Annotated in this window: 13 protein-coding genes; 5 read left to right on the plus strand and 8 right to left on the minus strand. The window is 62.7% G+C overall.

Annotation, left to right across the window (positions count from 1 at the left end; translation table 11 throughout):
* Nucleotides 1-137: 137 nt before the first annotated feature.
* Both galU and WN982_RS06080 read right to left on the minus strand, forming a co-directional pair.
* Nucleotides 138-1019: a UTP--glucose-1-phosphate uridylyltransferase GalU gene (gene galU / locus WN982_RS06075; protein ID WP_341314848.1), complete on the minus strand. Its 882-nt coding sequence runs from the start codon at nucleotides 1017-1019 to the stop codon at nucleotides 138-140.
* A gap of 73 nt (nucleotides 1020-1092) precedes the next feature.
* Nucleotides 1093-3972 (minus strand): valine--tRNA ligase, encoded by a 2880-nt coding sequence (locus tag WN982_RS06080; RefSeq protein WP_341314849.1) that lies wholly within the window; start codon nucleotides 3970-3972, stop codon nucleotides 1093-1095.
* Nucleotides 3973-5069: 1097 nt separating this feature from the next.
* Between WN982_RS06080 and WN982_RS06085 the strand changes: the two genes are divergently transcribed.
* Together WN982_RS06085 and WN982_RS06090 are read left to right on the plus strand one after the other, a co-directional pair.
* Nucleotides 5070-7421, plus strand: a complete 2352-nt coding sequence (locus WN982_RS06085; protein ID WP_341314850.1) for a UvrD-helicase domain-containing protein — start codon at nucleotides 5070-5072, stop codon at nucleotides 7419-7421.
* A complete protein-coding gene (locus WN982_RS06090) occupies nucleotides 7418-8224 on the plus strand; it encodes a 5'-methylthioadenosine/adenosylhomocysteine nucleosidase (protein WP_341314851.1) in 807 nt (268 codons plus the stop codon). The genes WN982_RS06085 and WN982_RS06090 overlap by 4 nt, the downstream gene beginning before the upstream one ends.
* A 15-nt stretch (nucleotides 8225-8239) precedes the next feature.
* Here the strand turns inward: WN982_RS06090 and WN982_RS06095 are convergent, their stop codons facing one another.
* Both WN982_RS06095 and WN982_RS06100 read right to left on the minus strand, forming a co-directional pair.
* Entirely contained in the window at nucleotides 8240-10144 is a 1905-nt protein-coding gene (locus WN982_RS06095; RefSeq protein ID WP_341314852.1) for a propionate--CoA ligase, read from the minus strand.
* A gap of 229 nt (nucleotides 10145-10373) precedes the next feature.
* Nucleotides 10374-11639, minus strand: coding sequence for an MFS transporter (locus WN982_RS06100; protein ID WP_341314853.1), 1266 nt, complete (start codon nucleotides 11637-11639; stop codon nucleotides 10374-10376).
* 492 nt (nucleotides 11640-12131) lie between these two features.
* On the opposite strand from WN982_RS06100, the gene WN982_RS06105 reads away from it, so the two are divergent.
* Complete coding sequence (locus WN982_RS06105) at nucleotides 12132-13808, plus strand: methyl-accepting chemotaxis protein (protein ID WP_341314854.1); 1677 nt, start codon at nucleotides 12132-12134, stop codon at nucleotides 13806-13808.
* Between the two features lie 818 nt (nucleotides 13809-14626).
* Nucleotides 14627-15793: an IS30 family transposase gene (locus tag WN982_RS06110; protein ID WP_341315730.1), complete on the plus strand. Its 1167-nt coding sequence runs from the start codon at nucleotides 14627-14629 to the stop codon at nucleotides 15791-15793.
* Nucleotides 15794-15946: 153 nt separating this feature from the next.
* On the opposite strand, the gene WN982_RS06115 is transcribed toward WN982_RS06110, so the two are convergent.
* From WN982_RS06115 to WN982_RS06130, 4 genes are read right to left on the minus strand one after another with little or no spacing between them, the layout of a single operon-like run.
* Nucleotides 15947-16807, minus strand: coding sequence for an HlyD family secretion protein (locus WN982_RS06115; protein WP_341314855.1), 861 nt, complete (start codon nucleotides 16805-16807; stop codon nucleotides 15947-15949).
* Nucleotides 16808-16820: 13 nt separating this feature from the next.
* Nucleotides 16821-17021, minus strand: a complete 201-nt coding sequence (locus WN982_RS06120; protein WP_341314856.1) for a DUF1656 domain-containing protein — start codon at nucleotides 17019-17021, stop codon at nucleotides 16821-16823.
* Nucleotides 17011-19221, minus strand: coding sequence for an FUSC family protein (locus WN982_RS06125; RefSeq protein ID WP_341314857.1), 2211 nt, complete (start codon nucleotides 19219-19221; stop codon nucleotides 17011-17013). The genes WN982_RS06120 and WN982_RS06125 overlap by 11 nt, the downstream gene beginning before the upstream one ends.
* A gap of 11 nt (nucleotides 19222-19232) precedes the next feature.
* The gene (locus tag WN982_RS06130) at nucleotides 19233-20792 is read right to left on the minus strand and encodes an efflux transporter outer membrane subunit (protein ID WP_341314858.1); all 1560 of its coding nucleotides are present in this window, start codon (nucleotides 20790-20792) and stop codon (nucleotides 19233-19235) included.
* Between the two features lie 156 nt (nucleotides 20793-20948).
* On the opposite strand from WN982_RS06130, the gene WN982_RS06135 reads away from it, so the two are divergent.
* On the plus strand, nucleotides 20949-21887 hold the full coding sequence (locus tag WN982_RS06135) for a LysR family transcriptional regulator (protein WP_341314859.1): 939 nt from the start codon (nucleotides 20949-20951) through the stop codon (nucleotides 21885-21887).
* Nucleotides 21888-22049 lie beyond the last annotated feature (162 nt).

Raw genomic sequence — 22049 nt, forward strand, 5'->3', positions numbered from 1 at the left:
GGACTTCAACTCAGCAGCGCTGAGTTGCGCAAAACGTCTCGTGCCCCAAAACAAAAGGCGCTGTGCCCGCAAACGCGGGGCACAGCGCCTTTTTTACTTCTTGCCGGGGTCCGACAAGCTTCCCGGCAAACCGCCGTTCAGCCTTCCAGCACCGGCGAACGCGTACGCAGATACTCCTGGAAATCCGCCGCCACTTCAGGGTGACGCAGCGCGAACTCGACCGTCGCCTTCAGGTAACCAAGCTTGCTGCCACAGTCGAAACGCGTGCCGTGGTACTTGTACGCAAGCACCTGTTCGTCGGCGAGCAGCGATTGAATTGCGTCCGTCAGCTGCAATTCGCCGCCTGCGCCCGGCTTCAGCGCGCGCAGATGTTCGAAGATCCGCGGCTTAAGCACATAGCGGCCCACCACGCCGAGATTCGACGGCGCAACGGCCGGCTCCGGCTTTTCGACGATGCCTGACATCTTGATGATCGAGTCTTCCCACTCCTTGCCGTCGACAATACCGTACGACTTCGTCTCCGCGGCCGGGATCTCTTCGACGCCGATCACCGAGCTGTGATAGTGGTCGAACACCTCGATCATCTGCGTCATCACAGGCGGCGTGCCGTACAGCAAGTCGTCCGCGAGGATCACGGCGAACGGGTTGTCGCCCACCAGTTTTTCGGCGCACATCACCGCATGGCCGAGACCGAGCGCTTCCGGCTGACGCACGTAGAAGCAGTCGACATGGCTCGGCTTGATGCTGCGCACCAGTTCCAGCAGCTTGTCCTTGCCGCGCGCTTCCAGTTCCGCTTCGATTTCGTATGACTTATCGAAGTGGTCCTCGATCGCGCGCTTGCTGCGGCCCGTGACGAAGATCATTTCAGTGATGCCGGCCGCCATTGCCTCTTCCACCGCGTATTGAATCAGCGGCTTGTCGACGATCGGCAACATCTCCTTCGGGCTTGCCTTCGTGGCAGGAAGGAACCGCGTGCCGAGACCTGCTACCGGAAATACCGCTTTCGTAACTTTTAGCATGTGAATACCCTGAGTCCTCGGGTTTAGCTTTAGGTCCGCGCCCATCCTCAAGAGGTGGGCACGGAGCCTTCGATCAGGCCGGCAAGCGCGCCAATTGGGCTTTCAGCTTGCCGATAGTGGTTTCAAATTCTGCGAGCCTTTTCTGCTCCTGCTCAACGACTGCGGGCGGCGCCTTTGCAACAAAACTTTCATTCTGCAATTTGGCATTACATTTGGTGACTTCCGTGCTCAGCCGCGCAATTTCCTTCGACAGACGTTCGCGCTCGACCGCCACGTCGATTTCCACCTTCAGCACCAGCTTGTCATTCCCTACGATAGCAATTGGCGCGCCATCCGCCTGCGCGTCCAGGGTTGCCTCGTCGGCAATGATCTGCACTTCCGACAAACGGGCCAACGCCTGAGCGTACGGCGCGAAGGTGCGCAGGCGCTCGGCGTTGCCGGTCGCGAGCAGCGGCACCTTGGTCGCTGGCGACAGATTCATTTCGCCGCGCAGATTCCGGCACGCGTCAATCACTGCTTTCAGCTCCGCCGCCCATTGCTCCGCCTCTTCGTCGAGCTTCGACGGCTCGGCGACGGGGTAGGGCTGCACCATAATGGACGCTTCGCCCTCTGTCTTGCCTTGCGGATAACGACCGGCCAACGGCGCTACTTTTTGCCACAACGCTTCGGTGATGAACGGAATCACCGGATGCGCGAGGCGCAATACGGTTTCGAGTACGCGCAGCAGCGTGCGGCGCGTGGCGCGCTGCTGGTTCGGCTGACCCGTCTGGATCTGAACCTTGGCGAGTTCGAGATACCAGTCACAGTATTCGTCCCACACGAACTTGTATAGGGCGTTGGCCACATTGTCGAAGCGATAGTCGGCAAAGCCCTTGGCGACTTCCGCTTCGACGCGTTGCAGGTGCGAAACGATCCAGCGATCGGCCGACGAGAAATTCAGGTGGCCGTCCGGGCCGCATTCGCCGCATTGTTCTGGCTTGCCGAAACCGCAGTCGTGGCCTTCGCAGTTCATCAGCACGAAACGCGTGGCATTCCACAGCTTGTTGCAGAAGTTGCGATAGCCTTCGCAGCGCGCCAGATCGAAGTTGACGTTGCGCCCGAGCGTGGCCATCGACGCCATCGTGAAGCGCAGCGCGTCCGTGCCGAAGGCCGGGATGCCGTCCGGGAATTCCTTGCGGGTTTTCTTTTCGATCGACGCGGCCTGCTTCGGATTCATCAGACCGGTGGTGCGCTTGGCGACCAGCGTATCGAGATCGATGCCGTCCACGATATCGATCGGATCGAGCGTGTTGCCCTTGCTCTTCGACATCTTCTGGCCTTCGTGGTCGCGCACCAGACCGTGCACGTAGACCGTGTCGAACGGCACCTTGCCGGTGAAGTGCGTGGTCATCATGACCATGCGGGCGACCCAGAAGAAGATGATGTCGAAACCGGTGACCAGCACCGACGACGGCAGGAAGTGCTTCAGTTCTGTCGTTTCGTTCGGCCAGCCGAGCGACGAGAACGGCACCAGCGCCGACGAGAACCATGTGTCGAGCACGTCTTCGTCGCGCTTCAGGGCGCCCGTGTAGCCGGCCGCGGCGGCCTTGGCGCGGACTTCCTCTTCCGTTTTGGCGACGAAGATTTCACCGTTTTCGCCGTACCACGCCGGGATCTGATGGCCCCACCAGAGTTGGCGCGAGATGCACCAGTCCTGGATGTTTTCGAGCCATTGGTAGTAGGTCGTGGTCCAGTTTTCCGGCACGAATCTGATTTCGCCGCTGCGCACGACGTCGAGCGCCGTTTCCGCGATCGACTTGCCCGGATTGAAGGTGCCTTCCGGGGCCGGCTTGCTCATCGCGACGAACCATTGGTCCGTCAGCATCGGCTCGATGACCACACCGGTGCGGTCGCCGCGCGGCACCATCAGTTTGTGCGGCTTGACCGATTCGAGCAGGCCGAGCGCTTCGAGGTCGGCGACGACCAGCTTGCGCGCTTCGAAACGGTCCAGACCGCGGTATTTTTCCGGCGCGTTGTCGTTGATCTTCGCGTCGAGCGTGAGGATTTCGATTTGCGGCAGTTTGTGGCGCAGGCCGACCTGATAGTCGTTGAAATCGTGTGCGGGCGTGACTTTGACCACGCCGGTGCCGAATTCGCGATCGACGTACTCGTCGGCGATGATCGGGATTTCGCGGCCGGTGAGCGGCAGCTTGACCGTTTTGCCGATCAGGTGCGCGTAGCGTTCGTCTTCCGGATGGACCATGGCGGCGGTGTCGCCGAGCATGGTTTCCGGGCGCGTGGTGGCGACCGTCAGATGGCCCGAGCCGTCCGCGAGCGGGTACTGGATGTGCCAGAGGTGGCCGTTTTCCTCTTCGCTGACCACTTCGAGGTCGGAGACGGCGGTGAGCAGCACCGGATCCCAGTTCACGAGCCGCTTGCCGCGATAGATCAGGCCCTGTTCATACAGGCGTACGAAGACATCGCGCACGGCGGCCGACATTTTGTCGTCCATCGTGAAGTATTCGCGCGACCAGTCGATCGACGCGCCGAGACGGCGCACCTGATTCGTGATGGTCGAGCCGGATTGCTGCTTCCATTCCCAGACGCGTTCGGTGAATTTTTCGCGGCCGAGGTCGTGGCGCGAGACGCCTTCGGCGTCCAGTTGACGTTCGACGACGATTTGCGTGGCGATGCCCGCGTGGTCCGTACCCGGCACCCAGAGGGTGTTTTCACCGAGCATGCGGTGATAGCGGGTGAGGCCGTCCATGATCGTTTGATTGAACGCATGGCCCATGTGGAGGGTGCCCGTGACGTTCGGGGGCGGCAGTTGAATCGAGAAGTCTTTCTTGTTCTCGTCGAAGGATGGCGCCGCGTAGGCGCGCTTTTCCCATTCGGGGCCCCAATGGGCTTCGATGGTGTGGGGCTCGAAGCTTTTTGCAAGGGTGGAGGTGGTGTCGCTCGGGGTCTCGCTCATTTGTCGGTCTGCTGGAAGATGCAAAGAATGCTCGATTATAAGCGGCGCTGCGGGTGGGGCCTTGGATTGGGGTTTTGTTTGCCTGGGCGGCGCTATGGTCTGCACGCCTGCGGCGTTGGGTTTTGCTTTCGTTTTTTGCCTTCGCGGCGCTTTCTGTCTGTGTGCCTACGGCGGTGGCCTTTCCTTGTTTTCTTAGTGATCTATTAGCGTCGCCCCTGTGCGGGGCAGGCACTTACTTTCTTTGCCGCCGCAAAGAAAGTAAGCAAAGAAAGCGGCTTCACACCGCCAATTCTTAAGCGGGTCCCCTGGCTTGGAGGAGGTAGTGGAGCATCTGGAATCGGTGTTCTCGCGCATTCCGCGCTGGTGACAAGGCAGTCATACTTCCGGCGGCGCTGCGCGCGCCGCAGCGGTACTTCCCAACACCGATCGCAGATGGGCGCCTCCGGCATCATTCTTCCCGCCTCGCACTACGTGCTCGCCGGAACGATCTGCGAGGGAAACCAGTGACTTCGTTTGCGCGCGGTGGGGGCCATCGGCTTCGCCTCGGCGAAGCGCCCGAATGTGCGAGTGCGGGCCATCACGCGGAGCGAAGAGCCGGTACTACAGTGAAGATTGGCAATGCAACGGCGGGCCAACGCGCCGGACAAAACGCGAGCGCCCCGGCGAGGCATGGGGGACGGACGGTGAGCCACTGCGCCGGGCAAAACGTAGACGCGAAATTGGCGAGCGGTTCGATGAAGTACCGCGTCGGCGCGCGCAGCGCCGCCGGAAGTATGACTGCCTTGTCACCGGCGCGGAATGCGCGAGAACACAGATTCCAGATGCTCCACTACCTCCTCCAAGCCAGGGGACCCGCTTAAGGGTTAGCGGTGTGAAGCCGCTTTCTTTGCTTACTTTCTTTGCGGCGGCAAAGAAAGTAAGTGCCTGCCCCGCACAGGGGCGACGCTAATAGACCACTAAGAAATCAAGGAAAGGCCACCGCCGCAGGCATACAGACATAAAGCGCCGCGAAGGCAAAAAACCCAAAAAAACCGCAAAAAACCCTCAGCCCCGGAGGGGCATATAATGTCGGACGCACTTGCCGTCCCTCCCACAAAATGCCCGATCTGCTAGCCAATCTAAACCCCGAACAACACGCTGCGGTAACGCTGCCAAACGAGCCAGCGCTCATTCTGGCCGGCGCGGGTAGCGGCAAAACCCGCGTCCTGATCACTCGCATCGCGTGGCTCATCCAGCACGGGCTGGCATCGCCCGCGACCATCCTGGCGGTGACCTTCACCAATAAAGCCGCCCGCGAAATGATGTCGCGTCTCTCGGCGCTCTTGCCGATCGACACAAGAGGCATGTGGATCGGCACCTTCCACGGTCTCTGCAACCGCATGCTGCGGGCCCATCACCGTGATGCCGGATTGCCGGCCACCTTCCAGATCCTCGATACCGCGGACCAGCTCTCCGCGATCAAGCGTCTGATGAAGGGCCTCAACGTCGACGATGAAAAGTACCCGGCGAAAAATCTCCAGTACTTCATCAACAACGCCAAAGAACAAGGCCTGCGCCCGAAAGACGTCGACGCTACCGACAACTTCAACCGCAAATTCGTCGAGCTCTACGAAGCCTACGATCAGCAATGCCAGCGCGAAGGCGTCGTCGATTTTCCGGAACTGCTGCTGCGCTGCTATGAGCTGCTCGCGCACAACCCGCCGCTGCGCGCCCACTATCAGGCGCGCTTCCGTCACATTCTGGTCGACGAGTTCCAGGACACCAACAAGCTGCAATACGCATGGCTCAAGCTGCTCGCGGGCCAGACCAACTCGATCTTTGCCGTCGGCGACGACGATCAGTCGATCTACGCATTCCGCGGTGCAAACGTCGGCAACATGCGCGACTTCGAACACGAGTTCAACGTCCGTCATCTGATCAAGCTCGAGCAGAACTACCGCTCGCACGGCCATATTCTCGATGCGGCCAATCGGCTGATCGCCAATAACTCGCGCCGTCTGGGCAAGAATCTGCGCACCGACGCGGGCCACGGCGAACCGGTGCGCGTGTATGAGTCCGCGACCGATTCGCAGGAAGCCGGCTGGATCGTCGAGGAAATCAAGGCGCTCATCAGCACGGGCACGTCGCGCAGCGAAATCGCGATCCTCTACCGCAGCAACGCGCAGTCGCGCACGATCGAACACACGCTGGTGAACGCGGGCATCGCGTATCGCGTGTACGGCGGTCTGCGCTTTTTCGAGCGTCAGGAAGTCAAGCATGCGCTCGCGTATCTGCGCCTGATCGACAATCCGAACGACGACACCGCGTTCGCGCGCGTCGTCAATTTCCCGACGCGCGGCATCGGCGCGCGTTCGATCGAGCAACTCGCGGACGCGGCGCGTCTCTACAACTGTTCGATGGCCGCGGCGATTCCGTATGTCGCGGGCAAGGCGGGTTCGAGTCTCGCCGGCTTCGCGAATCTGATCGGCAGGATGCGCGCGGAAACGCAGCAGATGAGCCTGCCGGAAACGGTCGAATACGTGGTCCGCACGAGCGGTCTCGCGGAGTTCTACCAGAACGAACGCGAAGGCCAGGACCGGCTGGAAAACTTGCAGGAACTGGTCAACGCCGCCGCCGCTTTCGTCAGCGAGGAAGGCTACGGCATGGATACGCCGGCGCGCTCGATTCCGCTGCGTCCCGGCGCCACCGCGGCACCCGAACTCGCCGTTGCCACCAACGATCCGAACACAGTCGTGCTGGATGCGCCAGATATCGCCGATCCGGCGCAAAACCCGGACACGATGACGCCGCTCGCCGGTTTCCTGTCGCACGCGTCGCTCGAAGCGGGCGACAACCAGGCGCAAGCAGGCCAGGAAGCCGTGCAGTTGATGACGGTGCACGCGGCCAAGGGCCTGGAATTCACCGCGGTATTCATCACCGGTCTTGAAGAGGGGCTGTTCCCGCATGAGAACAGCGCGATGGAATCGGACGGTCTGGAGGAAGAGCGCCGTCTGATGTACGTGGCGATCACGCGGGCGAAGGAGCGTTTGTATCTGTCGTTCGCACAGAGCCGGATGCTGCATGGCCAGACGCGCTACAACATCCGTTCGCGTTTCTTCGACGAACTGCCGCAGGAAACGCTCAAGTGGCTCACGCCGAAGGTCGAGGCGGGCGCGCGCTGGGGCGGCCGGTCGGATAACGCCGGTTATGGGCGCGACTGGTTCGCGCGGCCGGGGTATACGGGCGCTGCGTCGTCGACGCCCGCGCCGTTACCGGCCTTTGCCAACGAACAGCGCGCGGCGGAAACCGGTTTCCGCGTCGGCCAACATGTGTTCCATACGAAGTTCGGCGAAGGGACGATCACCGCGCTCGAAGGCGGCGGCACCGACGCGAAAGCGCAAGTCAAATTCAAGCGGCATGGCGAGAAGTGGCTGGCGCTCGCGGTCGCCAAACTGCAGGCGGTCGAATGAGTACAGCCAGTATCGATGTCGCCCAGAGCGGCGCTCCTGTCACGCATCGTCCGCTCGGCATTCTGGCGGCGTTGCCCCAGGAACTCGGCGATCTGATCGAAGCGATGCGCGGCGAATCCGGTGTGCGCACCATCACGCATGGTCAGCGCGACTATCACCTCGGCACTGTGCACGGCGCGCCGTGCGTGGTGACGTTGGCGCGGGTCGGCAAGGTCGCGGCGGCGGCAACCGTCAGCGCGCTGATTCATGCGTTCGATGTCGAGGCGGTCGTGTTCACGGGCGTCGCGGGCGGCGTGGGGCGGGAAGTGCGGGTCGGCGACATCGTCGTTGCCCACGCGCTGCTGCAACACGATCTCGACGCGTCGCCGCTGTTTCCACGCTTTGAAGTGCCTCTGCTCGGCATGTCCCGGTTTATAGCCGACGCGGCGCTTGCCGGGCAACTCGCTGCCGCGTGCGAGCGGTTTGTCACCGAAGAGGGCACGGCTTCGGCGGCGCGCTTCGGTACGCACACGCCGCGGGTGCATCGCGGGTTGATCATCAGCGGCGATCAGTTCGTCGCCAGTGCGGCCGGTGTACAGGCCTTGCGCGATGCGTTGCCGGACGCACTGGCCGTCGAGATGGAAGGTGCGGCGATCGCGCAGGTCTGTCACGAGTATGGCGTGCCGTGCGCGGTCGTGCGAACCATCTCGGATACCGCGGACGATCACGCGCCGCAGTCGTTCGCGTCGTTTCTGACGGAGATCGCCGGGACGTATTCGAACGCGATCCTGAAGCGGTTTCTGGAGGCGCGCGGCACGGTTTGACGCTCGCTTCGCGAGCTAACCTTGCCCCGATCCGCCTAGCGCCTCGCGCACCTGCTGCAACGCCGCCGGATCTTCGATCGTCGGCAAATCCCCCGGCTCGCGTCCTTCCGCCAGCGCCGCAATCGCGCGGCGCAGCAGCTTGCCGGAGCGCGTCTTCGGCAGCATCGATACCACATGCACGCGTGCCGGCCGCGCAATCGCGCCGAGCTGCCGGTCGACCGTCGCAGTCAGCGCCGCTTCCAGCTTCGCCCGCGCCTTGTCGCCGTCGTAGGCCTGCGCGTCGCGCAGCACCACGAACGCCAACGCCACCTGGCCCTTCAGCGCATCCGTCACGCCAACCACCGCGACTTCCGCGACCGCCGCGTGGCTCGACAACGCTTCCTCGATTTCGCGCGTGCCCAGCCGATGACCGGCGACGTTGATCACGTCGTCGGTGCGGCCGAGGATCGTCACATAACCATCTTTGTCCTGGATGCCCCAGTCGAACGTCGAGTAGACCTGCTGGTTCGGGATGCTCGACCAGTACGTGCTGACAAAGCGCTTATCGTCGCCCCACACGGTCGACATGCAGCCCGGCGGCAGCGGATAACCGAGCGTGAGCACGCCTTTTTCGCCGGGCGCGCAGGGCTCGCCGGTCAGTTCGTTGCGCAAGGTCAGATTGAAGCCGGCAGACGGTACGCCCGGCGAACCGAGTTTGGTCGGCAACGCCTGAACGCCGCGCGGAATCGCCAGAATCGGCCAGCCGGTCTCGGTCTGCCAGTAGTTGTCGATCACCGGCTTGCCGAGCGCGTCGGCGATCCATGCGGCGGTCGGTTCGTCGAGCGGTTCGCCGGCCAGGAACAGCGCGCGCAGGCTCGACAGGTCGGCTTTCTTCAGCAGCGCGGGGTCCTGCTTTTTCAGCACGCGCAGCGCGGTCGGCGCGGTGAACATCAGGTTGATCTTGTGCTGCGCGACGAGGCGCCACCAGATGCCGCCGTCCGGGCGAATCGGCGTGCCTTCGTACATCACGGTGGTCAGGCCTGCGATCAGCGGCGCGTAGACGATGTAGCTATGGCCGACCACCCAGCCCACATCCGACGCCGTGAACATCGTGTCGCCGGGCTGGCCCTGAAAGATGTGTTCCATCGATGCCGCCAGCGCCACCGCATAGCCGCCCACATCCCGCTGCACGCCCTTCGGCTTGCCGGTCGTGCCCGATGTGTACAGCACATACGAAGGCTCGTTCGATTCGAGCCACTCGCACGGCACATGGGCGTCGAAAAACTGCCCGCGCAGTGGCTCGTAGGCGACCAGATAGCTTGCGTTGAGACGCTCGGGAGCGAGTTGCCGGTCGATCAGCAACACGTGCGGGGTCTTGTGCGCTGCCCGCGCGAGCGCTTCGTCGACGAGCGGCGTGTAGTCGATTACTTTGCCGCCGCGCGCGCCGGCGTCGGCGGTAACGATCAGCACGGGTTTCGCATCGTCGATGCGGGCGGCGAGATTCGGCGGGGCGAAGCCGCCGAACACCACTGAGTGAATCGCGCCGAGCCGCGCGCAGGCGAGCATCGCGAACAGCGCTTCGGGGATCATCGGCAGATAGAGGAGCACGACGTCGCCACGCTTTACGCCTAGCGAGCGCATCACCGCGGCCATGCGGTTGATTTCCGCGTACAGATCGGCGTACGTGTAGCGCCGCTCGATGCCGGTTTCCGTCGACACATACACCAGCGCGTTCTGTTGCGCGCGCTCGGCCAGATGCCGGTCCACCGCGTTATGGCACAGGTTCGTGCGCCCGCCGACAAACCAGCGCGCAAACGGCGGATTCGAGCGGTCGAGCACACTGTCGAACGGCGTCTCCCAATGAATCCGCCGCGCTTCGTCGCGCCAGAATGCCTCGGGGTTCTCGATCGAACGGCGGTGGAAGTCGCGATAGCTTGTCATCGGCGGCGATCCTTCTGCTGCATGAGTGAAGGAATTTCGAGTCGCACGCCCGGTTTGTACGGCGCGAGAGCGGGGGCGTGTATCCGCGCAAGCATAGAGCACGTGCGGCCGTGGGGACAACGCGGGTTCACCATGAGCGGGGCAGGGGCGATCCAGATGGCAGACCCTTGGCCCAAAGAAAAAAGGCGCCGCAGCGCCTTCTTCCTCATGCAACTGCCGGGCGAACCCATCAAGCTTGCGCGCGCTTGCCTTCGACATCCGGCAGAAACACCGTCAGCATGCCGATCAGCGGCAGGAACGAGCAGACCTTGTACACATACGCGATGCTGGTGGCGTCGGCCAACTGGCCGAGCACGGCCGCGCCGATCCCGCCCATGCCGAACGCGAAACCGAAGAACAACCCCGCAACCATCCCTACTTTGCCGGGGATCAGCTCCTGCGCATAGACGAGGATCGCCGAGAACGCCGAGGCCAGCACCACGCCGATGATCACGGTCAGCACGCCGGTCCAGAACAGGTTGGCATACGGCAGCAGCAGCGTGAACGGCGCGACGCCGAGGATCGACACACAGATCACATATTTGCGGCCGATCCTGTCGCCGATCGGACCGCCGATCACCGTGCCCGCCGCAACCGCCGCGAGGAACACGAACAGATGGACCTGCGCGGCCTGCACCGGCAGATGGAATTTGTCGATCAGATAGAAGGTGAAGTAGCTGTTGATGCTGGCGAGGTAGAAGTACTTCGAGAACACCAGCAGGATCAGTACGCCCATCGCGAACATGACCTTGTTGCGCGACAGCGTCGCGTGCCCGGCCACATTGCGCGCCTTCTTCACCGACGGATGCTGCTTGTACCAGCGGCCGATCTGCGCGAGCACGACGATCGCGACGAGCGCCGCCACCGAAAACCACGCGATGCTGCGCTGGCCGTGCGGAATCACGATCAACGCGGCGAGCAGCGGTCCGAGCGACGAACCCGCATTGCCGCCCACCTGGAACAGCGACTGCGCAAGACCGTGACGACCACCCGAGGCCATCCGCGCTACCCGCGACGACTCCGGATGAAACACCGACGAGCCGCAGCCGACCAGCGCCGCCGCCACCAGCAGCACGCTGAAACTCGGCGCGACCGACATCAGCAGCAGGCCGGCGAGCGTGAAGCCCATGCCGACCGGCAGCGAATACGGCTTCGGATGCTTATCCGTATAGATGCCGACGAGCGGTTGCAGCAGCGACGCGGTGATCTGGTAGGTCAGCGTAATCAGGCCGATCTGGCCGAAGGACAACGAAAAGTTGTCTTTCAGCATTGGGTAGATGGCCAGAATCAGCGACTGGATCATGTCGTTGAGCAGGTGCGAAAAGCTGATCGCACCGAGCACGGAATAGACCGTGCGCTGGACTTTGGCCGCCGGCTGCACGGCGGCGAGGTGGACGGGATTAGCGGTACCGGCTGACGCGCCGGCAAGGGCGCTTTTTTCGAGGCTCGTTTCCATACGCTAGATGAGAGAGAAGGAAAAAGATGACGGGTAATGAATCGAGGCTGCCGACTTAGGTTCATTGCTGGTTTCGATGCCGCGGCATTTCGACGCGGCGCCCGGCGTTGTCAGCTATTTGTCTAAGTTTAATGTGGCTCGTACGAATTGTAAGGACAATTTTTGTCGCGAATCGGACGCTTTGCGTGCCGCAAATGGAAGGGGATCCGACGTTATCGGCACCATGACGGTGCTTGGCGGCTGATGCGTTGCCACGGATAGGCGCGGCTGGCAACCCGTCTCAGAAATACGGTTCGGGTATTTTTGGCCATGTATAAAACGGTCGCGGGCGCGCGGCTTACGAGGCGGCGCTGCCCGGGACCGGGCGACACGCGGTCGGCATGAATGCGGGCAGCGCTAAAGATCGCAGACGTTTATGCCGTAGACCCGGAGAGAGAAGAAGCAATGCCGGAACCGACCTTTTCGGCAGTTCGACACGTGGGGACGAGAAATATGAAAGCAGTTTCGCTGGGTGGCCAGAAGGGCGCGGGGTTCGTACCGGAAGGAGAAGCGGCAGGCAAATCGCAATCGCATGGGCAGGGCGGCCGGGGACCGGCTGTGCGTCTCAAGGGCTTGTCGGTGAAGGCGATGTTGCGGCTGGCGTTCGCGGTGCTGCTGATCGGCACGCTTGCGATCGGCGTGTTTTCGCTTACCCAGATCAGCCGCCTGAACGGTTCCGCGCAGTCCATCTACGACCAGGGGCACGTCGCCAGCCGCGCCGCCGAGGAGGCGCGCGGCCACATGCTGCGCGCGAGCCGCGCGCAAAAGATGCTGCTGACCGCGACCACCGCGAAGGAGCGCGACGAACTCGGCGCCGACATCGATAAGGGTTTGAGCGGCCTTGCCGCGCAACTCGGCACGCTGCAACAGTACGTCGAAGCCTCCGACGCCAAGGCCGTCGATCAGCAGAAGAAATTCGCCGCTGCGGTCGCTACGTGGAGCGGTCACTTGCGCGATTTCGTGACGCTGGTGAAAGCGCAGCCGCTCGATCTGTCGCAGATGAACTGGCAGGTCGGCACGCAGGACGTGTCGCTGCTGGTCGAAACCGGCAAGCTCGAAAAACTCGTCGACGAACTGGTCGCACAGCGCGGCACGGCTGCGAAGGCGACCATCGAGGCGTCGGGCTTTATTTATCACTCGTCGTTCGTGATGATCGCGGTGATGACGGTCGCGCTGATCGTGCTGGCGTTCGGCATCAGCGAATGGGTGGTGCGACGCCTGGGCGCGCAACTCGGCGGCGAGCCGGGATACGCGAAGGAGATTGCCAGCCGGATCGCGGCGGGCGATCTGTCGAATCAGATCGTGCTGGGCCGCAAGGATAAGTCGAGCATGTTGTACGCGCTGCACGACATGCAGAACGGCCTCTCGACCACTGTCTCCGACATTGCAGCGAGCGCCGATGCGATTGCGACTGCATCGGGCGAGATTTCGATGGGCAACCAGGACTTGTCGCAGCGCACCGAGCAACAGGCGATGGCGCTCGAGCGGACTGCGAGCAGCATGGAGCAGTTGACGTCGACGGTACGGCAGAACGCGGACAACGCGAAGCAGGCGAGCACGCTGGCCAATAACGCCTCGGAGATCGCCGAGAAGGGCGGCGACGTGGTGAGCCGCGTGGTCGCGACGATGAATGAGATCAACGATAGCGCGCGGAGTATTGGCGACATCATTGGCGTGATTGAGGGGATTGCTTTTCAGACCAATATTCTGGCTTTGAATGCGGCTGTTGAGGCTGCGCGGGCTGGTGAAGAAGGGCGTGGGTTTTCTGTTGTTGCTGCCGAAGTACGGAATCTGGCTCAGCGGAGTGCGGCTGCTGCAAAGGAGATCAAGGGGTTGATCAGTACCTCTGTCGAGCGGGTGAGCAATGGGTCGACTTTGGCCCAGGATGCTGGGCAGACTATGGATGAAGTCGTTAAGGCCGTGAAGCGCGTGACCGACATCATGGGAGAGATTTCGGCTGCTTCTTCCGAGCAGAGTGCTGGGATTGAAGAGATTAACCTTGCGGTTACGCAGATGGATTCTGGTACTCAACAGAATGCCGCTCTTGTTGAGCAGGCTACTGCGGCTGCTCGGTCTTTGGATGATCAGGCGCGGGGGTTGAAGTTGATGGTAGGGAAGTTTAGGTTGTAAATTTGTGGGTTTTTTCCCTGCGCGGGGCTTGCTGTCTGTTTGCCTACGGCGTTGGCCTTTCCTTGATTTCTTAGTGGTCTATTAGCGTCGCCCCTGTGCGGGGCAGGCACTTACTTTCTTTGCCGCCGCAAAGAAAGTAAGCAAAGAAAGCGGCTTCACACCGCTAATTCTTAAGCGGGTCCCCTGGCTTGGAGGAGGTAGTGGAGCATCTGGAATCTGTGTTCTCGCGCATTCCGCGTGAGTGACAAGGCAGTCATACTTCCGGCGGCGCTGCGCGCGCCGACGCGGTACTTCATCGAACCGCTCGCCAATTTCGCGTCTACGTTTTGCCCGGCGCAGTGGCTCACCGTCCGTCCCCCATGCCTCGCCGAGGCGCTCGCGTTTTGTCCGGCGCGTTGGCCCGCCGTTGCATTGCCAATCTTCACTGTAGTACCGGCTCTTCGCTCCGCGTGATGGCCCGCACTCGCACATTCGGGCGCTTCGCCGAGGCGAAGCCGATGGCTCCCACCGCGCGCAAACGAAGTCACTGGTTTCCCTTGCAGACCGTTCCGGCGAGCACGTAGTGCGAGGCGGGAAGAATGATGCCGGAGGCGCCTATCTGCGATCGGTGTTGGGAAGTACCGCGACGGCGCGCGCAGCGCCGCCGGAAGTATGACTGCCTTGTCACCAGCGCGGAATGCGCGAGAACACCGATTCCAGATGCTCCACTACCTCCTCCAAGCCAGGGGACCCGCTTAAGGGTTAGCGGTGTGAAGCGGCGGATTCAACCGGTCGTTGCAACACCTCTGTTCCAATACGGAAATGGAGAGTGGAGCACGATGGAACGACAAAGAAGACCGTGGTTAAACACGGTGCAGAAGGCCGAAATCTGGAAGCTGTGGCGTGAGGGCGAGTCGCTGAGCGCAATCGCGCGGATGCTCGAGCGCCAGCCGAGTGCGGTTTATCGTGTGGTGAACAGGAACGGCGGGATTGCCCCGGCCGCCCGCACACGATCTGCGCGCGCGCTGACGCTGGCCGAGCGCGAGGAGATATCGCGAGCCCTGGTCGCAGACAGAACGATGGGCCAGATTGCACTGCAACTGGGGCGCTCGAAATCGACCATCAGCCGGGAAATCGCGCGTAACGGCGGCAGCCACAGGTATCGGGCGCACGAGGCCGATGCGAACGCCTGGGAGCGTGCACGGCGGCCGAAGGTGTGTGCGCTGTCGGGCAATGGGCGCCTGCGCCGGCTGGTGGCAGCCAGGCTCAAATTACAATGGGCCCCTGTACAGATAGCGGGGTGGCTCAGGCGCGAGTTCCGGGTCAACAAGGACATGCAGATATCTCACGAGACGATCTACCGGAGCCTGTTCATCCAGGCGCGCGGGGTCCTTAAAAAGGAACTCGTTGAGCATCTTCGTACGAACCGCACGATGCGCCAGGCAAAGAGCGCCTCGGCAAGCGGCCAGAACAGGGGCAGGATAGCCGGGGCAGTGTCGATCAGCGAAAGGCCAGCCGAGGTGGAGGACCGTGCGGTACCGGGCCATTGGGAAGGCGATCTGCTGGCGGGCTCGAACAACACCTACATTGCCACACTGGTGGAGCGGCACTCGCGTTATGTGATGCTGGTCAAGGTGGCAGGCAAGGACACGGCAAGCGTGGTGTCCGCGCTGATCAGGCAGGTGAACAAACTGCCCAAACAACTGCGTGGATCACTGACATGGGACCGCGGCACGGAGATGGCGAGCCACCGGAACTTCACGATTGCCACGGACGTGCAGGTGTATTTCTGCGATCCGCGAAGCCCATGGCAACGGGGCAGCAACGAGAACACGAATGGCCTGCTGCGTCAGTACTTCCCCAAAGGCAAGCCGGTGGACGGCTATTCGCAGGCGGAATTGAACAAGGTCGCCGCGCGCCTGAACGGTCGACCCCGTCAGACCTTGCAATTTATGAACCCTGCTGAAAAACTGGCAGAAACGTTGGGTGTTGCATTGACCGGTTGAATCCGCCGCCGCTTTCTTTGCTTACTTTCTTTGCGGCGGCAAAGAAAGTAAGTGCCTGCCCCGCACAGGGGCGACGCTAATAGACCACTAAGAAATCAAGGAAAGGCCACCACCGCAGGCACACAGACAAGAAGCGCCGCGAAAGCAACCCCATCAACCAGGATTAACAACAACAGTACAAGTAATGCCTGCTGCAAGCACAACATCATCAGGCACGGAATCAATCCGAACCCTAACAGGCACACGCTGTGCCAATCGCACCCAGTTGAAAGTCGGATTCACATCCGCCAGCAACTCGCGGCTTTCGGGATTATCCCGATCATAAATCCCTCGAGAGATGCTCTCGACGTGCCCCTGGAGGGTGCCACCACTCATCAGCCGAACTTCGGCCTTATCTCCAACGCGAACATGAGGAAGCTTCGTCTCTTCGAAGTACCCATAAACCCAGAAGGAATGACTATCGACAATAGCCAGCTTGGCAGAGCCAGCAGTCGCATAATCCCCACGAAAAACATTAAGGTTAGTGACATAACCGTCCACAGGCGAAACAACCCGCGTCCGCGCAAGATTCAACTTGGCCGCATCGAGCGCAGCCAGCGCTTGCTGATAAGCAGCATCAGCAGCAGAAGCCGTGTGAGTAGCATTCTCACGGCTCTCTTTGGAGACGACCAAAGCATCCATATCCGCGCGCCGCTGCGCATCATCCCGCCGCATCTGCAACTCAGCTTTGCGCGCCGCAACCGCAGCTTGAGCCTGCTCGACAGCAATCTCATAGTGCGACGGATCGATCTGCATCAACAGATCGCCCTTTTTTACCAACTGGTTGTCCTTCACCGCTAGGTCGACAACCGCGCCGGAGACGTCAGGCGCCACATTCACAATCTCAGCGCGCACGCGTCCATCACGAGTCCATGGTTCATCCATGTAGTGAACCCACAACACGCGTCCAATCAAAATCGCGACGATAAAAATAATGGCTGTCGCGACGAAGCCCACAATATTTCGGATGGTCATGTTTCGACTCTGATCAACGATAAACGGCGAGACCCAGCACGCCGCACATACACACGAGCAAGCTGGCCCGGAATAGGGATGGATGCCACACCACGCGATACAAGCCCGTATAGGCAATCACGCGGTCCAACACCCAGGTAAGCGCGGCGCCCGCGATAAACAGCAGCACGATGGCCGGCACGTAGGCGTCGAAAACGGCAATATCACGTGGCATGACGAACTCCTTCAGACGCGTCGGCTCGTCCGCTCACCAGCGTTTCCAGCGGCGATTGCGGATCGAGCAGCGCGGTACGAATGAAATGCAGTTGACTCAGGATGCGTTGCAGTTGATGTCGCTCCTCACGCGGCAGCGTGAAAGTCGCCAGCATCTGCTGAACCGCGGCGATCGCATCGATGGTCGCCGCCAACGCGCGGTCCAGGCGGTCCGCGCGCGCCTGCTCGAAGAGCGCGGTCACCGCATTGCGCATCGCCCGCAACGACACGCGCCACGGCATCGTCTTCGCATAGCGCGCGTCGGCGGGCAGCGCCGCCACTTCGCGGCGCAGATCGATCATCGCGTTGCCCACTTCGAGCACCGAGAACAGCCAGCGCAAGGTCTCACGCTTGAGCTCGGGTTCGTTCGGCGCGAGCGCGTTGATCTGGAACATCAGATCACGCGCGCCGCTCTCGAAGCGCGAACGCACCCGGCTCATGCCCGCGCGGCTCGCCAGCACCACCTGGCGGCGCAGGTCCATCAGCAGGCGGTTGCGCAGCCACGGCGTCGACGGCGGCAGCAGCACCGCAAAGGCAATCGACGACACCAGCATCGACAGCAGCAGCGCTATCGCATCATTGATGAAGCCGCTCGGATCGTAGTGAATCACGTTGTCCGGTCCGGCCAGGAAACAGAAGAAGATGCAGTAGCCGACGCCGTAGCCGGCCAGCGACGGGCGCGTCGTCATGAATACGCCGAGCAGCAGGAACGGCGTGAGCACGGCGCACAGCAGCGGAAAACCGTCGATGTGCGGATACACGCCGAATACCGCGATCATCCCCATCACCGAGGCGATCAGCGTGCCGCCGCCCATCTGGATCGCCGTGCGCATTGGATTCGGTGACGACGACGCCAGCGCGCAGGTCGCTGCCGCGGTCAGCACGAGCGTCGTGCCGCTCGGCCACGCGGTCGCGATCCAGAACGCGCCGAGCACCATCATGACGATGGCCGCGCGCAAGCCGGCTACGCCCGCTGCGATCGCATTGGTCTTCGGCTCGTAACGCTCGATCCAGCGTTCGCGCTCGTGCATATCGACGGCGAGCGACGCATAAGTCGCCGCGTACGCATGCAGATCGTCGACGAAGCGGTACAGCAGTTCTGCACCGGTGTCGAAATCGAGCAGCGGCGCATCCGCATGTGTTTCCAGTGCGTCGCGCGTCGCGCGCACGCGCCTGGGCAACGCGGCTTTGTAGGCATCGAGTTGCGCGGCGGCGTGCGCGGCGTCGGCGGCGCTCAGCACGGGTTCGCCGGACTTCGCGAGCAGCGGGGCGATTTCCTTGAAGTACGGTTCGAGTGCATCGATCGCGACGGCCGCGCCGCTTGTGTTTGCATCGCGCAGCCGGTTCATCAATTGATGCAGCGCATGAAAGCGCGTCGATGCCGTCATGAACTCGCTGTTCAGACGCGCCAGGCGCCCGCCGCGCATCCGTGAGTCGGGGCCTTCGAACACGGCCACGCTGCGCGCCGCTTCGAAACCGACGATGTCGGCGACAAAGCGCGCGTTGGTGGCCTCGATCTGCGCGCGGTCGTTGCGGCCCGCCAGCGACGCGCACACGTACTCGACGAACGCTGAGAAGCGCGCGCGCACGGTGCTGCGCATCTGCAAGCCGGCGTACTGCGGCAAGACGAGGCCGCTGACCGCGCCAGCGCAGACGATGCCGACCACCACTTCGGCGACCCGAGTGAGGGCGCTCAGAAACGCGCCGTCCGGATGCTGCGAAGCGGGAATGCCGATCAGCGCGGCGGTATAGCCGGCCAGCACGAAACCGTAGGATTTGAAGTTGCGGTTGCGCGCGGCGCCCGCGGTGCAGATGCCGACCCAGATGGCGGTCGCGACGATGAACATTTCCGGCTGCTGCGCAAACAGGCCGATGAACGCGAGCATCACAACGAGGCCGACCAGCGTGCCGCAGATCCGGTAGAAGCTCTTGGCGAACACCATCCCGCTTTGCGGCTGCATCACGATGAACACGGTGGTCATCGCGGTGCGCGGCTGCGGCAGGTCGAGCTTCATCGCGATGCCGAGCGCGAGAAAACAGGCCGCGAGCGCCTTGAACAGATAGATCCACGTGCGGCCGTCGGTGCGGGCCCAGCCGGCGACGGCCGCGCAGAGCGCGGCGAACGGGTTCGGCTGCGAGGCGGGAGAAGGGGAGGCGGACATGGTCGGCTTCCTTACTCTGCCGCGCTTGCGTTGGCGGACGGGCGGCTTGTACTTGCCGCGGCGCTCGAATCTGCTTTCACTTTGCCCTTGCCATGCCCCGGCAGCGTTTCGTTTTCCTGCGGACCGTTAGCCGGTTGGTCGAGGCCGCCGCCCAAGGCGGTGACCAGCGACGCATGCGCGCCGAGGCGCTCGGCCTGAATCTTCGCGACGCCTTCCTGCGCGCGCAGCAACTGGCTTTGCGCGACCAGCACGTTCAGATAGTCGGTCAGGCCGCGCCGGTAGCCTTCGCGGGACAGATCGTAGTTCTTGCGAGCCGCCGCGACCGAACGGTCGGCGTCGTCAGCCTGCGTGGCGAGCGAGCGGATCCGCACCACCTGATCGGCGATGTCCTTTAGCGCGCTGACGATCGACTGGTTGTAGCGATCGACGGCTTCGTCGTAGCCCGCCGACGCCGCGCCAAGTTGCGAGCGCAGCCGTCCGCCGTCGAAGATCGGCAGCGACAGCGCCGGACCGGCGCTCCAGCTATGCGACGGGTTCTTCAGGAACTGGAACAGCGGCCCCATCGCCGCATAGCCGCCGATCGACGCCAGCAGATTGATGTCCGGATAGAAATCGGCCTTGGCGACGTCGATGCCGCGCGCCTGCGCCGCCACCGTCCAGCGCGCCGCGACCACATCGGGCCGGTGGCCGATCAGGTCAGCAGGCAGCGTGCCCGGCAGGCCGGCCGGCGCGTCGAGCGCGAGCGTCGGACGCCGGATCGAATCGCCCGCGCCCGGACCTTTGCCGGCCAGCGCGGCCAGTTGATTGCGGCCGAGCGCGATCTGCTCCTCGATCGCATCGATCTGACGCTCGTATTCCGGTAGCGGCGTTTCGGCCTGGCTCACTTCGAGCTGCGTGCCGATGCCGCCCTTCAGACGGCGTGTGGCCAGATCGGCGATCTGCTGCTGTTGCTGCAGCGTGGCCCTGGCGATATCGAGCAGCGCGTAGTTCATCGACATCTCGATGTACGTGCGTACCACATTGCTTTCCAGTTCGAGCTGGGCGGCGCGGGCATCCGCGGCACTCGCGTGAGCGGCGTCGAGCGCACGTTCGGCGGCGTTCTTGTCTTTGTCCCAGATATCCAGGTGATACGAGAGCCCGAGCGTGCCGGTGTTGTTCCACGATTGCTCGCCGGCAAGCGGGCCCGGGCCGTAGTACAGGTTGTCGGCCCATTTCTGACGCTGGATCGACAGACTGCCGTTGACCTGCGGCGACAGCGCCGAACGGGCGACGCCGGCCATCGACACGGCTTCGCGCACACGTGCCTGGGCGACGGCCAGCGTCGGATTGCCCGCCTGTGCCGCTTCGATCCATTCGTTGAGTTGCGGGTCGTTATAAGCGCGCCACCAGTCGGCGGCAGGCCATTGCGCGTCGGCATTGGCTGCCCGGATGGCGTTGCCCGCGTCGAGCGAGGAGGGCTCGATTCCGCTGGCTTGCGGCGCGATGCCTCCGGTACTGGCACAGCCGGCGATTGTTAATAGGATCGTAAGAACCGCGGCGGCGGCGACCCTTTTCGGTACCGGAGACTGCACGATTTCCTCCAAAAAATAGCTATAGAACCTTGTGCGTCATTATATTTTTTGATTGATTGGGGAATAACCGGTAAAGGTGCAAGGCATTTTTACGGAATGTGAGACAATCGCCTTTGCGAATTGTGTAACAATCGCTCCGAGTCATCGAGGAATAGTATGGATACGCTCCAAAACATGCGCGTATTTGTCCGCGTCGTCGAAGCGGGCAGCTTTACGGGTGCTGCGCAGCACCTGAACACGACCACGGCGTACGCGTCGCGCGCGGTTTCGGATCTGGAAGCGCACCTCCGCACGCGGCTCCTGAACCGCACCACGCGCCGAATCGCGCTGACCGAGGCAGGCGAGCGCTATCTGCAACGCTGCGAACAGATCCTCGCGTACGTCGATCAGGCCGAAGCGGAAGCGAGCGACGCCCACGCGCGCCCCTCAGGCAAACTCAAAGTTCACGCAATGACGAGCTTCGGCCAGCACTATGTGGTGCCGGCCGTCGGCCGCTATCAGCAGCGCTATCCGGACGTGCACATCGAGCTCACACTCGCTCAGCGCATGCCCGATCTGCTCGACGAAGGCTTCGACGTGTCGCTGACGCTCGCAACCGGTCTGCCGGATTCGGGGCTGGTGTCGCAGCGCCTGGGCAGCGCGTTCAGCATTGCGTGCGCGTCGCCGGCTTATCTGGAGCGGCACGGCGTGCCGCAAACGCCTGCGGACCTCGTGCGCCACACCTGCCTGCAAATGGTGACGCCGGTGTTTCCCACCGACAAATGGACCTTCGACGGCCCGAACGGCGAGGAAACGGTCGCTCTCGGTCCGGCCACGTTCCAGGTGAATGTTGCCGAAGCGATGGCGGTGGCGGTGTCGAGCGGCATGGGCATCGGGCTGATTCCGATCTACTCGGCGATCAGCGGTTTGCGTAGCGGCAAGCTCGTATGGCTGCTGCCGGAGTACACGTCGCAGGAAATGAATCTGTATGCGCTGTACCCGTCGCGGCAATATCTGGACGCAAAAATCCGCACCTGGGTCGAATTTCTGCGCGACGAACTGCCCGCGACGCTGGCGGTCGACCAGGCCGAGTTGCGCCAGTTCGCGCGCACCTGAAGCCGCGCCGGGCGGGCGGTTGACCATCGTTGACAATCGCCGGCGCGTTCGCGTGACAGCCTGTTACACAAGTGCCGCGTCGCAACATTTCCTTACTTCTGCGCCGCGGTCGTTTTGCTAACGTGTCATTCATGCGCTGCCGGCTTCAGCCGGACGTGTTCA

The sequence above is a fragment of the Paraburkholderia sp. IMGN_8 genome (assembly GCF_038050405.1).
In the GTDB taxonomy this organism is placed as follows: domain Bacteria; phylum Pseudomonadota; class Gammaproteobacteria; order Burkholderiales; family Burkholderiaceae; genus Paraburkholderia.

What these genes read in the sequence shown, in the direction of transcription:
- WN982_RS06090 (WP_341314851.1), top strand. Translation starts at nt 7,418, where the DNA reads ATGAGTACAGCCAGTATCGATGTCGCCCAGAGCGGCGCTCCTGTCACG.
- WN982_RS06125 (WP_341314857.1), bottom strand. Translation starts at nt 19,221, where the DNA reads ATGTCCGCCTCCCCTTCTCCCGCCTCGCAGCCGAACCCGTTCGCCGCG.
- WN982_RS06080 (WP_341314849.1), bottom strand. Translation starts at nt 3,972, where the DNA reads ATGAGCGAGACCCCGAGCGACACCACCTCCACCCTTGCAAAAAGCTTC.
- WN982_RS06105 (WP_341314854.1), top strand. Translation starts at nt 12,132, where the DNA reads ATGAAAGCAGTTTCGCTGGGTGGCCAGAAGGGCGCGGGGTTCGTACCG.
- WN982_RS06095 (WP_341314852.1), bottom strand. Translation starts at nt 10,144, where the DNA reads ATGACAAGCTATCGCGACTTCCACCGCCGTTCGATCGAGAACCCCGAG.
- WN982_RS06110 (WP_341315730.1), top strand. Translation starts at nt 14,627, where the DNA reads ATGGAACGACAAAGAAGACCGTGGTTAAACACGGTGCAGAAGGCCGAA.
- WN982_RS06085 (WP_341314850.1), top strand. Translation starts at nt 5,070, where the DNA reads ATGCCCGATCTGCTAGCCAATCTAAACCCCGAACAACACGCTGCGGTA.
- WN982_RS06135 (WP_341314859.1), top strand. Translation starts at nt 20,949, where the DNA reads ATGGATACGCTCCAAAACATGCGCGTATTTGTCCGCGTCGTCGAAGCG.
- WN982_RS06120 (WP_341314856.1), bottom strand. Translation starts at nt 17,021, where the DNA reads ATGCCACGTGATATTGCCGTTTTCGACGCCTACGTGCCGGCCATCGTG.
- WN982_RS06115 (WP_341314855.1), bottom strand. Translation starts at nt 16,807, where the DNA reads ATGACCATCCGAAATATTGTGGGCTTCGTCGCGACAGCCATTATTTTT.
- galU (WP_341314848.1), bottom strand. Translation starts at nt 1,019, where the DNA reads ATGCTAAAAGTTACGAAAGCGGTATTTCCGGTAGCAGGTCTCGGCACG.
- WN982_RS06100 (WP_341314853.1), bottom strand. Translation starts at nt 11,639, where the DNA reads ATGGAAACGAGCCTCGAAAAAAGCGCCCTTGCCGGCGCGTCAGCCGGT.